Annotated in this window: 12 protein-coding genes and 3 pseudogenes; 5 read left to right on the top strand and 10 right to left on the bottom strand. The window is 58.0% G+C overall.

The annotated features are described in order from the left end of the window. Nucleotides 1–251: 251 nt before the first annotated feature. A complete protein-coding gene (locus NYR54_RS18640) occupies nt 252–2,165 on the bottom strand; it encodes a porin (RefSeq protein ID WP_261517210.1) in 1,914 nt (637 codons plus the stop codon). Between the two features lie 357 nt (nt 2,166–2,522). On the opposite strand from NYR54_RS18640, the pseudogene NYR54_RS18635 reads away from it, so the two are divergent. Beyond that, a pseudogene (locus tag NYR54_RS18635) lies at nt 2,523–3,599 on the top strand (3'-5' exonuclease); the annotation flags it as partial. A 231-nt stretch (nt 3,600–3,830) separates the two neighbouring features. On the opposite strand, the pseudogene NYR54_RS18630 reads toward NYR54_RS18635, so the two are convergent. Further along, nucleotides 3,831–4,999, bottom strand: a pseudogene (locus NYR54_RS18630) (IS110 family RNA-guided transposase); the annotation flags it as partial. A gap of 244 nt (nt 5,000–5,243) precedes the next feature. Here NYR54_RS18630 and NYR54_RS18625 point away from each other — a divergent pair. Further along, nucleotides 5,244–5,444 (top strand): annotated as a pseudogene (locus tag NYR54_RS18625) (integrase core domain-containing protein); the annotation flags it as partial. A 105-nt stretch (nt 5,445–5,549) separates the two neighbouring features. Here NYR54_RS18625 and NYR54_RS18620 read toward each other — a convergent pair. Genes NYR54_RS18620 through NYR54_RS18585 form a run of 8 tightly spaced genes read right to left on the bottom strand, consistent with a single transcriptional unit; the run spans nt 5,550 to nt 11,530 of the window. Next, the gene (locus NYR54_RS18620) at nt 5,550–6,047 is read right to left on the bottom strand and encodes a gluconokinase (RefSeq protein ID WP_261517209.1); all 498 of its coding nucleotides are present in this window, start codon (nt 6,045–6,047) and stop codon (nt 5,550–5,552) included. 22 nt (nt 6,048–6,069) lie between these two features. After that, the gene (locus tag NYR54_RS18615) at nt 6,070–6,834 is read right to left on the bottom strand and encodes an SDR family oxidoreductase (RefSeq protein ID WP_261517208.1); all 765 of its coding nucleotides are present in this window, start codon (nt 6,832–6,834) and stop codon (nt 6,070–6,072) included. 42 nt (nt 6,835–6,876) lie between these two features. Then, nucleotides 6,877–7,650, bottom strand: a complete 774-nt coding sequence (locus tag NYR54_RS18610) for a LamB/YcsF family protein (protein WP_261517207.1) — start codon at nt 7,648–7,650, stop codon at nt 6,877–6,879. After that, nucleotides 7,644–8,075, bottom strand: coding sequence for an acyl-CoA carboxylase biotin carboxyl carrier protein subunit (locus tag NYR54_RS18605; protein ID WP_261517206.1), 432 nt, complete (start codon nt 8,073–8,075; stop codon nt 7,644–7,646). The genes NYR54_RS18610 and NYR54_RS18605 overlap by 7 nt, the downstream gene beginning before the upstream one ends. Then, on the bottom strand, nt 8,072–9,058 hold the full coding sequence (locus NYR54_RS18600) for a 5-oxoprolinase subunit C family protein (protein ID WP_261517205.1): 987 nt from the start codon (nt 9,056–9,058) through the stop codon (nt 8,072–8,074). Before NYR54_RS18600 ends, NYR54_RS18605 begins: the two co-directional genes overlap by 4 nt. After that, nucleotides 9,055–9,732 carry a 5-oxoprolinase subunit PxpB gene (gene pxpB, locus NYR54_RS18595; protein WP_261517204.1) on the bottom strand — a complete coding sequence of 226 codons (678 nt, stop codon included), beginning with the start codon at nt 9,730–9,732 and terminating at the stop codon, nt 9,055–9,057. Before pxpB ends, NYR54_RS18600 begins: the two co-directional genes overlap by 4 nt. Then, entirely contained in the window at nt 9,729–11,084 is a 1,356-nt protein-coding gene (gene accC / locus NYR54_RS18590; protein ID WP_423738647.1) for an acetyl-CoA carboxylase biotin carboxylase subunit, read from the bottom strand. The genes pxpB and accC overlap by 4 nt, the downstream gene beginning before the upstream one ends. An 8-nt stretch (nt 11,085–11,092) precedes the next feature. Further along, on the bottom strand, nt 11,093–11,530 hold the full coding sequence (locus NYR54_RS18585; protein ID WP_261517201.1) for an acetyl-CoA carboxylase biotin carboxyl carrier protein: 438 nt from the start codon (nt 11,528–11,530) through the stop codon (nt 11,093–11,095). A gap of 234 nt (nt 11,531–11,764) precedes the next feature. Here NYR54_RS18585 and NYR54_RS18580 point away from each other — a divergent pair, with 234 nt between their 5' ends. The 3 genes from NYR54_RS18580 to NYR54_RS18570 form a co-directional block, all read left to right on the top strand. Next, nucleotides 11,765–12,970: an aspartate transaminase gene (locus NYR54_RS18580; protein WP_261517200.1), complete on the top strand. Its 1,206-nt coding sequence runs from the start codon at nt 11,765–11,767 to the stop codon at nt 12,968–12,970. Between the two features lie 46 nt (nt 12,971–13,016). Beyond that, nucleotides 13,017–13,691 carry a 4-carboxy-4-hydroxy-2-oxoadipate aldolase/oxaloacetate decarboxylase gene (locus tag NYR54_RS18575; protein ID WP_261517199.1) on the top strand — a complete coding sequence of 225 codons (675 nt, stop codon included), beginning with the start codon at nt 13,017–13,019 and terminating at the stop codon, nt 13,689–13,691. A 274-nt stretch (nt 13,692–13,965) separates the two neighbouring features. Next, nucleotides 13,966–14,233: helix-turn-helix domain-containing protein (locus NYR54_RS18570; protein ID WP_261517198.1), on the top strand; the 268-nt coding region annotated here is incomplete at its 3' end.

The raw sequence follows: 14,233 nt of genomic DNA, 5'->3' as shown, positions 1-14,233 counted from the left end.
TTGCAATCCGGTCCATGAAGGACCACAACGTGAACAGGGCTAGCTTATAAGCGCGGACAATCAGGGGAGCAGGTCACAACCGCTCTCGATTCTGTTCCACGTAGCCATGCAATCGGAGGATTTCTCTCAAACGAATGACAACGGCAGAGACGGCGCGAATGCAGGCTTTCAGGTAAAGGACGTTTATCCTGAACGACAAAAAGCACCCAATAAAGTGTTCCTGCTCCACTTTGGAGCAGGAACACCGCATGTCAGAAGGAGACCTTGGCCTGCAGAATCTTTACCCCCAAGCGCCAGATATCCTCTTGCGCAAAGCTGCCAGGCTGCATGCTGGGATTCTCAGGTATCTGGTACGCTGTCACATTGGGCACAAAGTCAAGGGTGACGCCCGATTCGATCGAAACGTTCTCGTCTGGAATCCATTTAACGCTCGCGCTAACTCCAAAGCCGAGGAACGGGCTGTCCCGCCGGTAGTCGTCAGACTGGTAGACGATCCCGCCAGGGAAGCCAGTCTCCTGGTTAATCCAACCCCGTGCTCCGTGATAGCCAACGGACAGACTTGCTCCAACAGAGAACTGCAACGGCGAACTCGGCTGCCAAACATAGGCCGCTTCAGCTTTCACGCCGACATAGAGGTCGCGGGTCTCAAGGTCGTAAGTTTGGAAGACGCCGCCAAAGGGGGATCCGAGGAAGGTAAGATCCATACGACCGGAGGAATCGAAGTCAATGCCCTCAATGAAGGGGCCGGCTTTCAATACAAGCGCTGATCCTGACCCTTCACGCGATTCCAAGGGAACAGTATGCCCCAGCCCCACCCAGCCGGTGGCCCAGGTACTATTTATATCCGCGCTTCCGCTGAGGCCGAATCCCGGCGCAACAGCTGACCAGCCGGTGCCGAAAGTGGGATCCTCCCTCAGCAGCGTCGCCCCGACCAGATTGATGTCTGCGCCGATCTCAAGCGAGCCCTCGGACTGAGCCTCTGCCCATGAGCCCGCAACTTCGCCAAACACGAACCGGTAGCTTAGCACAGAAGGAATGCCGAAGACAGACATGGAGCTGCCAAGCCCATATTCCAATCCAATGCCGCCCCCCCAGTACTGAAGGCTGTCGCTGAATGAGAACGCCATCGTCTCGTTTGTGCCTGTGCGGATGGTGCCTATGCCGGGGCTCGAGGCAACCTCTTGAAACGAAGTCCTCACGTAACCACCGATCGTCAGGCAAGTGTCAGTTCCAGGAATATAAAAAAGACCGGTGCCGCATCCGCCCGGCAACATCCCGATGTTTGAGGGCGGCACTTCATCCAGTTCATCAGCCAGACGCTCCAATTCGGTCAGGCGGCGACGCAGAAGTTCGACGTCCGCGCGCTTTCCCTCAAATTCCGCCAGTTTGAGCTGAAAACGCACCCGTTCTATCTCGTCGAGAAGCCTGTCGTATTCAGTATCTTGTTCACGGTCGAGAACTGGTTGCCGTACCAGCCTTCTTTGTTCTGCGCGCTCACGTTCGGCGACAATTTCCCGGATAATCTCTGCATTCCTCCGGTCGATTTCCTGCAGCCGCTTCAGCACGATTCGCTCCACAGCTACATCTTTGTAAAGCGCCAACAAGAGATTGTTTATGTCTCTAAGGTTCAGGCGTTGTTTATCTATTAGCTCCTGAAAACTTTCCGTTGTTACATTTTTTATGTGAACTGTCATACCTTCTATGGTCAGATCAGCGACAAAACCAAGTCCCCTAGCAACCCTTCGCAGCGATTGATCGACTAACCGACTTACCATAAACCTAGCAAGCTTGGTGCCTTGGATGATTCCTTCATCGGCCTTGCTACCTTTCGCTATTTTTTCGACTTCAGCCTTCGCCTCAGCCTGCATATTCTCAAGCTCGTCAATGGTCGTTCCGAGCTCTTTGGCAACTTCCTCGAATTGCTTGATCTGCGCCAGCCGCTCGCTGATCCGCAGATTGACCGAACGGAGTGATTCCTGAATCGTTCTGCGTCCACCGATCTCGCGCGCTTCCCGTTCGAGCAATTCTCGCTCATTCTGAAGTTGTTCTATTCTCGTCGGCGGTGGAAGCGGCGGCAGCCCTCCCGGCAACGGTGTTTCGGCCCCAGCGCCAGACGCCACAAAAACAGTTGATAACGCCAGCACCGTAATATACGGAAGCTTCATCATCGTCCCCAAGCCCATTAGCTGAACTACCCCACAGTCCTCCTAAGCATATTTTCTATACTTTTTTGCAAGGGCGCACAATGCTCAGATTGCCGAAACCTGTTGAGATTTATCGGAGCTGACATCGGAAAGATGAGCAGCAATGACGCTGGAGATCTCTAATTACCGGTCAAGGTCGGCTTGAAGGATGATCTTCAGCGGAACGACGGCGCTGTGATGCGATGACGACTTTGGATTTCGACGGCCGGACGGCCTCATCGCGGTGCCGCATCATGCGGCCGCCGCTCTTTTTTCGTGCCAGACGTATCGGGTGATGTTGTAGGGGAGATTGGCCATGCCGATCTTCATCGTCGTTCTTGGACGGAAAGACGCTCGGCTGAGAAACCGCTGCTCGTGACGGTCCGGGACGAGGCCGAACAGGCCAGCTATGTCGCAGAACAGGTGCTTGAGGCACGGGAGGAAGGATTCGCGCTGAAACAGCAGGCGGTGCTGTTTCGGGCCTCGCATCACTCCGGGCCGCTGGAAGTCGAGCTTACCCGCCGCAATATCCCCTTCGTCAAGTTCGGTGGCCTGAAGTTCCTGGACTCTGCGCATGTGAAGGACGTTCTCGCTGTTCTAAGGTTTGCGGAGAACCCCAAGGACCGTGTGGCCGCCTTCCGGGTGATGCAGTTGCTGCCAGGAATAGGACCCTCTGCCGCCGCTTCTGCCATGGAAGCGATGGAGCGTGCGCTCGATCCTGTGCTTGGGCTGCAGTTCTTCCGCGCGCCTGCGAGGGCCGAAGCGGACTGGCCAGGATTCGTCGAGCTGTTCTCCAGCCTCAGATCGCGCTCGGGCTGGCCGTCCGATCTGGAACATGTACGCCTATGGTACGAGCCGCATCTGGAGCGCATCCACGGGGACGCCACCACGCGCCGGGCCGACCTCCTGCAGCTCGAGCAGATCGCAGCCGGGTATTCCTCGCGGGAACGCTTTCTCACCGACCTGACCCTGGATCCTCCCGAGGCCACCAGCGATGAGGCAGGCCCGCCGCATCGCGACGAGGACTACCTGATCCTCAGCACCATCCACTCAGCCAAGGGCCAGGAATGGACCAAGGTCTTCGTGCTGAATGCGGTGGATGGCTGCATCCCAAGCGATCTTGCAGTCGGCGAGCGGGAGGAAATCGAGGAGGAACGGCGGCTCCTCTATGTGGCGATGACACGGGCAAAGGACAGCCTGCACCTGATCACACCGCAGCGCTTCTTCGTCCACGGTCAGGCGGCGAGGGGAGATCAGCATGTCTATGCCTCGCGCACCCGCTTTATCACGGACTCCATGCTGGAGCGGTTTTCACAGATCTCCTGGCCGCCTCCGATGGCAGATCATGGCGGGCAGTCGCCACACCCAACCGTTCGCGTGGATCTGAAAGCACGTATGCGCGGCATGTGGCGCTAGCGGGAGGGTCTGCGGCCGTCAAGGTGATCTTCGGCGACCTTCTTGCTGTTCCCCCGTTGAAAAGATGATGTTACCTCCAGCCTCGGTATTGGCACTTTCTCTATTGGGCTTACCAGCGGGGCGTCACGCTCGACTTCTCGCGGCCGGGCAAGCCCACCGACACGGATGTTGTAGAAGAATACCCCTATCAACTCGTTGGACAGCTTTTTCCACAGACTTCCGGTTCTTCACCCGTGTTCGCCACCCCGCGGTGAAGTCGGTGCAGGCAGCTTCCGCTTTCTCGACCCTCGATCTCTCTTCTGCTCGTTTCTCAGGGATATTGTAATCGTAAGCTGCACCGCGTTTGGCGTGATCAGCCGGCAGGCCGGCTCGTAGTTCGACAGTGCTGAACTTGCGGGCGAGCAAGGCCGGCCGACACCAGATGTAATCAGCACCCTTATGCAACATGTGCCAGATAATCATCGCCAGCTTGCGCGCGGTGGCGACAGCGGCGATGTGCTTGCCGCGGCGAGCAGCGACACGTCTGTAGGATGCCCGAAGTGGACCCGGGGATCTGGCTGCCGCCCACGCCGCTTCGACCAACATGCCCCGGGCATGGCCGCGACCCTGTTTGGTAATGCGACCATGATACGCCGGCCCTTCTCCGGATTGCCGCACACTCGGGTTCAACCCGAGATAGCCGGCGAGCTTTTGCGGATCGCTGAACCGACAGATGTCACCAATAGCGGCGGCCACTCCCGAAGCGACGGCGACGTCGACGCAGGCGCCGGATCGTCCGGTCGGTCATTGTACATTTGGCGATATCGGCGTCCACCCGTGTCAGCGCCTGTTCCACCTGATCGATGAGGCTTAGATGTCGTTCGATCGCCTCGCGTTCGTCTGGGGGCAACATCTGCCTGGCGAGCCACTTGCGGCCGCTGATGCTTACCAGGTTCCCGTGAGGGTAAGGCGGAACCAGGTGTGCATGCAGGATCGGCTGAATCAGGTTCTTCAACCGGACGCGTTGGCGAACCAATTGGATGCGGCGCGTAACCTGCCGGCGCAAGGCAAGTGTCCGCTGGTCGGGCATCCAGACTTTCGGAAGAAAGCCCGATGCGTATAGCTTGGCAAGAGCCGCTGCGTCGATGGCATCAGTCTTCACCTTCGCATGCGCGATCATCCGAACCTGCCTGGGATTGGCGATGACGATGCGGTCAACGTAGGGGGAAAGCACGTCGACGACAGCAGCTGCGTTGCCGGTCGCCTCGATCACCACGTGATCGTCATGGGTCAGTTCCTTACGGGCGAACTCCTCAAGCTTCTCACGCAGCATTGGAATACGCCCGAGCTTCACGATCTTACCGTCAAGCAGCGACCACTTCGGCCGCCACCCTGTGTATGTCCATGCCTATGATCCGCATGGCTCTCCTCCATTAGTTGGTCACAAACAGGGAGCCAGCGGGCGACACGACAATTACGGATCCGCGCTCGCAGCGCATCCGGGCTAGTCGCAGGGGTGACCAGATAACGACGTCGAACTCGCGGTTCATGTCAGTGCGACGGCCTGCCCGCACTTGCGTGCTCCCGGAGACCCGAGGCCCGGGTTCGCCAAGCTATATCACTGGGCGGATCGGTCGATCGAGCACCAAGAACACCATGCCGCACAACGCCTTCATCGAAGCGTTCAATGCCCGGCTGCGGGCGGAATGTTTGAACGCTCACTGGTTCTTGAGCCTTGCGGATGCGGCGGAAAAGTTGGAGGCTTGGCGCAGAGACTATAACGAGCAACGGCCACACGGCGCGATCGGGAACAAGGTCCTGGCGGCGCTCATGAAATCAGCACACGCAGCCAGCCCGTGTTGCTGATCAAGGCCGGAAAACTCTAGCGCCAGCCGAGCGCATCGGGGAGCGGTCCACACTGAGAATGAGATCGAAAACCGACAGGAGATATTTTGGGGAGAGGTGAAGGTGCTACAGCGACTCCTGCCCAATCCTCAACTCCCTCATAACCGCAGACACAATGTTTTCAATCGGGGCAGCGATTTCGATGGCTATTACATTGTCTTCGTCATGGGGCTCCTCAAGCGTCGCGATCTGGCTTTCAAGCAATGAGGGCGGCATAAAATGGCCGATACGAGCATCCATGCGTTCCGCCAGGAGCTCCTTCGAGCCGTGGAGGAATACAAACATGAGCTTTCCGTCGGCTGCGGCGCGGAGTCTGTCGCGATAGATCTTTTTCAGTGCAGAGCATGAGACGACGAGGCCTCGGTTCTGTGTCGCTGCCACTGCAATTGTTGCTGCGATCGTATCGAGCCAAGGCCACCGGTCCTCGTCCTGAAGCGGGATACCAGCGGCCATCTTCTCGAAATTGGCTGCGGGATGGAGCGAGTCCCCCTCGACGAAATGAAGGCCTAACCTTGTGGCAAGACAAGTACCAACGGTTGTCTTGCCACATCCACTGACACCCATCACGATGATCAGTGGTGAGGGCTCAGAGGCAGGCCGTAATGCCGCCGTCGACATAAAGAGTGTGTCCGTTCACGAAAGATGAGGCGTCGCTGGCGAGAAAAACAGCCGCGCCGATCAACTCTTGGACTTCGCCCCAGCGCCGGGCAGGCGTGCGGTTCACTAGCCAGGTGGAGAAATCCGGATTGTCGATCAGGGCCTGGTTGAGCGGGGTTTTGAAGTAACCCGGCGCGATGGCGTTGACCTGAATGCCGTACTGCGCCCAGTCAGTGCACATGCCGCGCGTTAAATTGCGTAAGGCACCCTTAGTCGCGGTGTAGGGCGCAATTCCCGGTCTCGCCAGCTCGCTCTGCACGGAAGCAATGTTGATGATCTTGCCACACCTGCGCTTGATCATGCGCCGCGCTACTGCCTGACTGACATAGAAGACGCTGGAGATGTTGGTCTTCAAAAGTTGTTCCCAACGGTCGCCCGGAAAGTCTTCAAGAGGCGTGCGAAATTGCATTCCGGCATTGTTGACGAGAACATCGATCGGGCCGATCTCGCGCTCGATCCGGGCTATAGCATCTTCCGTGACTTGGTTTTCCGTCACGTCGAACGGAATTGCCGTTACTTCGAATCCTTTTGCGCGTAGAGCCTCTGCCGCTGCATCGAGCTTGTCCGGGTTGCGGCCATTAAGGACAATTGCCGCGCCATGCTGAGCAAGCCCATCGGCCAACGCATAGCCTATGCCCTGGCTCGATCCCGTCACCAGCGCCAGCTTGCCCGACAAATCAAAGAGTGAATTCACCCTCTCACCTCCCATCCGCTGCATGCTTCTGCCCCGCATTAGTCACTCTTTCCGCACATGGCTGGAAAGGGCGCTGATCACGACGCCGTTGTTGATCAGCTGCTGGCGGATTCGTCTCGCCAGCGAGATTGCACCTGGCGTATCGGAATGGATGAGAACCGAATCAATCTCCATTCTCAAGACGCCCCCATCAATTGTTTCGACCGTGCCTTCCTTGATAAGGCGAACCAAACGGGCGACGACTCGTTCTTCATCCTTAATGACGGCCCCTGGCAAAGCGCGAGGAGCGAGCTGTCCGTCTCCAGCATAGGCGCGGTCCGCGAGAAACAGCCGCCAGCAGGACATGCCAGCGGCTCGAGCAGCGACCTCAAGTTCGGACTTGGGAAGCACTAGGAAGCGAATCTCCGGGTCGAAGGAGCGTACGGCCCGCACTAGCGTCTCCGCGATACACTTGTCAGCCGAGGCAAGATTGCCGAGTGCCCCGTGCGGATTGACGTGCTTAATACGAAGGCCGACAGGGTGGGCTAAACCATACAGTGCCCCAAGTTGATAGAGCACATGCTTCTCGAGTTCATGCGGTTCCATTTGAATGAGCCGGCGACCAAATCCCATCCGGTCGGGGAAACTCACATGCGCACCAAGGTCTACACCATGATCCCTGGCCAGCCGAATCGTTCTATCCATAATGACCGGATCGCCTGCATGGTAGCCGCATGCCACGTTAGCCGAGGTGATCAAGGGCATAAGGGCTTCGTCGTCGGCGATTGAATAGGGGCCAAAACCTTCCCCAAGATCAGCATTAATATCTATTAGCATTGGGATTTACCTTCTCTCATGTCGGCCGATTCATCAGGCAAAAGCTCGAAGATCGGATCGCCGTACCCGACGATTTGTCCATATTTGACAAGCTGCCGTCCAAGTATGCCCGACACCTTCGCAGTCACCGCCGAGAGGCTGTAACCGAACTGAATGAATGCCAGCGGCTGGCCAGCCACGACACGATCACCGCTCTTGACGGTGACCGACGAGCGCGCCGGATGCGCCGTCAAGAGAGTTCCGATGGCACTGCTGGAATTCAGCAAGGGCTTGGCTGCTGTGGAGCCCGTTATCGCGAGTGTTCCGGAACTCTTCGGCATCATGAGCGTCATCGACACCTTTATCGCACCGTCTGAATATGAGACGTGCGAAAGGCGATGCTCGCGCATGAGCTGAAGCAGCTGGTCGAGGTTGTCCGTATTCATACCTGTTCCCAGCGTCTAGCCGCTTTCCGTAGCAAGGCGGTCTGGCGGCGCATGTCGTAAAGGTACTGTTTTACAGCCTCGAGCGCATCGATTGCCGTTCCATAGTCAGTCTCAATGAATCGCAACCTATCCCCAGCTCGAGCCTGGCCGATACGCCAGAGGTCAGCCTCGATCACCGTTCCGATCTTAGGATAGCCGCCCATCGTCCCTGCATCCGCCAGCTGTATTATCGGCTGACCTCCAGGCGGCACTTGAATAACGCCCGGCACAATTCCGTGGGAGCGCAGCTCCAGCGGATGAGTGAGCGTTAGATCAGGCCCCGACAACCTATAGCCTGCACGGTTGCTTTGCGGAGTAATCAGCCAATCCGCCGACCAGAAAGCGTCCCGCGATGCGGCGGTATAATTGTCGTATTCCGCCGCCGGAATGACACGCAGCGTGATCCCGGGCCAATCTGAGAGGGCGAGCGCGTTTCGGGGTGGTACGGCACCCAAGCCACCGGGCGGAAGAATGACGTCGTTCCCCACCGCATCTAGCCGGTCGCCCGGAGACACGGGTTTACCGTTAAGCCCGCCGAAGCCTTCACGCAGTTGAGTGCTTCGCGACCCGAGTACTTCCGGCACGTTGATTCCGCCTTCAAGACAAAGGTAGGCACACGAACCCGTTTGGGGTGGAGCAAGCGACAACACTTGGCCGGCACGCGCCCGCATTGCCCACCAGGGCGGAATCGGAGAACCATCGAGCGTGGCGACGCAGTCGGCGCCCGTCAGAGCAAAGTTGATCTCGGACCGGAAGAAAATCCGGACCGGTGGCATCGGGATCTCGAGGGCCGCGGCATTCTCGTCGTTGCCTAGGAGCGCGTTTCCAATAGCGAGCGCCACACGATCCATCGCGCCAGACCGGCAGACACCATAGCGGTAGTTGCCGGAGCGCCCCATATCTTGGACTGTCATCAAGGGTGCAGCGGACAGGATCTCGATCATTCCAAGATGCCTTCCACTACGAACTGAACAATGTCTCCGGGCTTAAGTCGTGCAGGCGGGCGATTTGTGGGATCGAAGAATGAGATCTCAGCCCGGCCTATTGTATGCCAGCCGCTCGGACCCCTCGACGCAGAGACACCGGTCTGCATGCCTGCTATCGAAAGAGACCCAGCTGGAATGCTTACGAGTGGCACCTTACGACGCGGCATGAAAAGGCGCGGGTTCAGCCCCCCTAGGTAACAATAGCCGGCATGCTGCCCTACGGCGTAGACTGTATAGGTGGGCTGGCTGTGCAGGCGCACGACCTCATCGACGCTGAGTCCTGTACCTTCTGCAACGTCCCGGAGATGGGGCCCCCCCTCACCACCGTAGACGATCGGAATCTTCAAAGTCTTAGGCTTTGGGTGCAACTCTTCGCCGGATGCCCATCCGTCAAGAAGTAGTTGTTTCAACGCGTCGGGATCACGCGGTGGCGGATCGAGGATCAGCATAAGATTTGTCAGGCCGGGCACGGCTTCACGCACATTCGGCCAAGTCGAAGCTCGCTCAGCGAGCGCCCAAATGCGACGCTGGTTAGCTAAATTTAGTTCACCTGGCGCCTCGAACAGAATAGCGGAAGTGCCGAGATGGCTAATGCGCGGCGCGGAGTTGGTTCCGGAAAGGGCAAGGTTCATAGATGAGCCCTGCTTTCCAAGAAACGTTCCAGATAATGCACGTCGACACCCCCCGCAATAAAGCCTTTGTCCTCCAGGAGTTCGGCATGCAGTGCGGCATTGCAGGACAGACCTTCGATCCGAAACTGTCGTAGGGCACCTCGCATGCGATCGATGGCTTCTTCACGCGAACGCCCATGTGTGATCACTTTCGCAATCAGGGAATCGTAGGTGGCGGGAATGCGATAACCCTGCTGCAAATGCGTGTCGATGCGGATTCCTGGTCCGCCGGGCAGCGTGAGCGCCGAAATCTTCCCGGGCACAGGCATGAAGGTAAATGCATCCTCGGCATTAATTCGGCACTCCACCGAATGGCCAGTCGTCACCACTTGCTCCTGTCTGACCGAGAGTTTCTGGTCGAGCGCGATACGCAGTTGTTCCGCAACGATGTCCACGCCCGTTACCATTTCTGTCACGGGATGCTCGACCTGTAGGCGTGTGTTCATCTCGATGAAATAGAATGAGCCGTTCTCGTAGAGGAACTCAAAGGTGCCGGCCCCCGAATAGCCGATCTGTTGGCAAGCAGCGGCACAGCGAGCTCCGAGATCAGCGATTTTTGACCGGTCTATCCCGGGCGCTGGAGCTTCCTCGATGATTTTCTGATGGCGTCGCTGGATCGAGCAGTCACGATCGCCTAGCCAAACCACGTTGCCATGGTTGTCGCAAAGTACTTGAACCTCGACGTGGCGAGGCCTTTCAAGAAACTTCTCCATGTAAATCGCGGGACTTGCGAAGAAGCGGGATGCTTCTTCGCGGGCAATCATGACCGCGCTTCGTAGCTCACCCGGTGTTTGTACGATTCGCATGCCGCGACCACCACCGCCACCAGCGGCCTTTATGATAACCGGGTAGCCAATCTGCGAGGCGATGCGATCGACCTCATCCATATCGTCAGGCAGCTCGTTGTCGGGACCCGGCACGCAAGGCACGTCGGCTTTCATCATCGCACGCTTGGCGGCCACCTTATCGCCCATTGTGCGGATGCAGTCACCAGACGGCCCGATGAAGATGCGACCGCTATCATTCACCGCATCCGCGAAAGCCGCGCTCTCGGAAAGAAACCCATAGCCCGGATGGACTGCCTGCGCACCAGTCACGTCCGCCGCCATCAATATCGCCTCGATATTGAGATAGCTGGCACTGGGTGCAGCCGGGCCAATGCAAACTGAAGCGTCGGCGAGGGGTAAATACGGTGCATCGCGATCAGCATCGGAATAAACGCACACTGCTTTCAGACCCAGAAGTCGGCACGCGTGCAGGATTCGCAGCGCGATCTCGCCACGATTCGCGATCAAGACGGTATCAAAAGGCATTGCGGGCATCACGTGTCCTCACCTTTACCGTCGGGGGCAATACGGAAGAGAGGTTGTCCGATCGATACTTCCGCGCCCGTACTGACGAGAATTTCTTTCAGGATACCGGGACGCTCGGCAACGACGGTATTGAACACCTTCATGGCTTCGATCGTGCAAAGCGTATCTCCCTGTTTGATCTCCTGCCCCTCGACGACGTGTGGGCGCGCGCCGGAGGCGGGGGCAAGGTGAACGACGCCAAAAAAGGGGGCGGTCACGACATATTCACCAAACGGCAATGGAGTTTCCGCAACCATCTCAGGCGCAGTAGGTAGCCAACTCCGCGGTTCCGCGAAGTTGCTCGCCCTGACTAGCTTCACGCGCAAGCTGCCCTCGCTCCATTCCAGCTCAGCCACGGGAGAAGCAGACATCCATTTCGAAAGCGCTGCGAGTCTGTCAAAATCCATGAACTTCCCCAGGATGGTCGATCGGCAAAGCCGCCGTCCTTTCCGGACCAGCAGTATTCGCTGGGCCGCGAGCTATCTTGGGCATGGGGTCGGACGACTTTCCGATGCCAATTGTAGAACATCGACGCCCACTATCCCCCCATATGGAATAGGTATTACCGGGTCCGACATCGCCAGCTTATCGTCTTGGTATTCATAATTGAGAGCGCATGGACCTCAGGCGTCTTCAGAGAAATGACAGACTTCCAACTCGCCGCACGCGTGAAACGCATCCAGCCATCCCCCAGCACCGCTGCCGCCGCCAAGGCTAGGGAAATGAAAGCCGCAGGTCGTGACATCATTGACATGACAGTCGGCGAGCCGGACTTCGACACACCAAACCCTGTCAAGGATGCTGGTATTGCGGCAATCCGTGCGGGCGAGACCAAATATACGCCGGTTAACGGAACACTCCCGCTACGAAAGGCAATTGCCGCCCGCATAAAGCGCCAAACGGGCCAAGATTATCCTCTCGACGCGATCACGGTCGGTGGCGGCGGGAAGCAGATCATCTTCTTGGCGCTGATGGCCTCAGTGGACGAAGGCGCCGAAGTGATAATACCCGCGCCGTATTGGGTATCCTATCCAGACATGGTGCTTGCCAATGACGGCCAGCCGGTGATCGTGCCTTGCTCCGAAGCCTATGGCTTCAAGCTCAAGCCCGAAGCGCTGGAGAAGGCGATCACCCCAAAGACGCGCTGGCTGATCCTCAACAGTCCGTCCAATCCCACGGGCGCGGTCTACGACGAAATCGAGCTGAAAGCGCTTGGCGAAATCCTGGAGCGCCATCCTCACGTTTATGTGTTATCCGACGAGATTTATGACGAAATCTGGTTCGGGGAGGGGCGGTTCACAAGCCTGGTCGAAGCGGCTCCGCTGATTAGAGATCGCATCTTCGTGGTCAACGGCGTCTCGAAGAGCTATGCCATGACCGGCTGGCGGCTTGGTTATGGCTTCGGGCCACCGCTGCTCGTCGATGCCATCAACAAGCTGCAATCGCAGAGTTCTTCCTGCCCATCTTCTATCAGCCAGGCCGCGGCGGTCGCTGCCTTGACCGGTGACCAAAGCTTCGTGGCGGAAACCCGCTTGGCCTACCGGCGTCGACGCGACATCGCAGTGGAAATGCTCAATTCTATTCCGGGCCTGTCCTGCAGGGCGCCGGACGGCGCGTTCTACCTGTTTGTCAATTGCGCGGGCATGATGGGCAAGAAGACGCCGCATGGCGGGAAGATCGAGAACGATCTTGATTTCGTGCTCCACCTTTTGGACAACGGCGTTGCAGCGATCCATGGCGCAGCCTATGGCTTCTCACCCTATTTCCGGCTGTCCATTGCGACCTCCGAGGCATCAATCCGCGAGGCCTGCAAGCGCATCGCAGATGCGTGCAAAAAACTGTTGTAGGTTGGACTTCACGATCCGGCCTTTGTAGCATTCAGGAAGAGGATCAATGGTTCACGTCACTACAAAAATTGAGCGGGCGCGCCCCGAGGACGTCGAAGCGCTTTCGCGTTTCAGCGTCGCCACCATACATGAAGCGCAGGGGCGTATCGGTGCCGTGAGCTCGAAGATCAGGCCGCTCGATCGGAGCATGTCATTCTGCGGTTCGGCCTTCACCGTAAAATGTGCGCCGCGGGACAACATCATGCTGCAGGTGGCGATCTCCTATGCCATGCCAGGCGACGTCATCGTGGTATCGGCTGGCGAGTACGCGGAGGCGGGCTTCTTCGGCGATGTACTCGCCAATGCCTGCGTTGCTAAAGGTATCACGGCGCTTGTCATTGATTCAGGTGTGCGCGACACGCGCGAGATCATCGAACTCGGCTTTCCCGTCTTCAGCTTGAGTGTCTGCGTCGCCGGCACGGTTAAAGAGTCACTGGGCCGCATCAACGAGCCGATAGTCCTTGGCGGCCAGCTCGTGCGTCCAGGCGACATAATTCGCGGCGATGCCGACGGCGTAGTCATCGTTCGGCGTGAGGACGCTGCGGAGGTTGCTCGCAAATCCAAGGAGCGGGAAGACGCCGAAGCTGGCTACATTGCAGCCTACAAGGCTGGCAAAAGCGTCATCGAAGTCAGCAATCTTGCTGGCATTCTCGCCGCCAAGGGATTGACGACCGACGAATAGCGCCGTCGACTTGGCCACTTGGATCGGTCGAACTTGCCCTATTGGCGTCCGCCTTTACATGTGAGCAATCCGTGCATAGCAGCGTGCCGTCGACCAACCTTGCTCGCATACCTTACTCCACGAAAGCGGTCGAACATCTTCAGCAAGATGGTTGGCTGGAGTGTTGATTTCCGCCGAGAACTGACCCGGGATTGAGGGATTTTTCCATTGAGAAGTGACCCATGTTTGAGCCAACCCCTGCTGGTTGATCGCAGGGGACATTGGAGTGATAGGCATGGCGTTACTGAGCGTTATCCGACGCTGGCATTTGCGGGATGGACATTCGATCCGGGAGATTGCACGGCGCACAGGACTGTCGCGGAACACGATCCGCAAATACCTGCGATCCGGCGAGGTGGAGCCCCGCTTCCAGGTGCCGGAACGGCCGAGCAAGCTTGATGCCTATGCCGAGCGGCTGTCGGCCTCGCTGAGGACGGAAGCGAACAGGCCGCGCAAGCAGAAGCGCACGATTAAGCAATTGCATGCGGACCTGATGAGCTTCG

It is taken from the genome of Chelativorans petroleitrophicus (assembly GCF_025398195.1).
Classification (GTDB): domain Bacteria; phylum Pseudomonadota; class Alphaproteobacteria; order Rhizobiales; family Rhizobiaceae; genus Chelativorans; species Chelativorans petroleitrophicus.
Note: the sequence above shows the minus strand (reverse complement) of the source record. Positions and strands in the feature narration are given on the sequence as shown.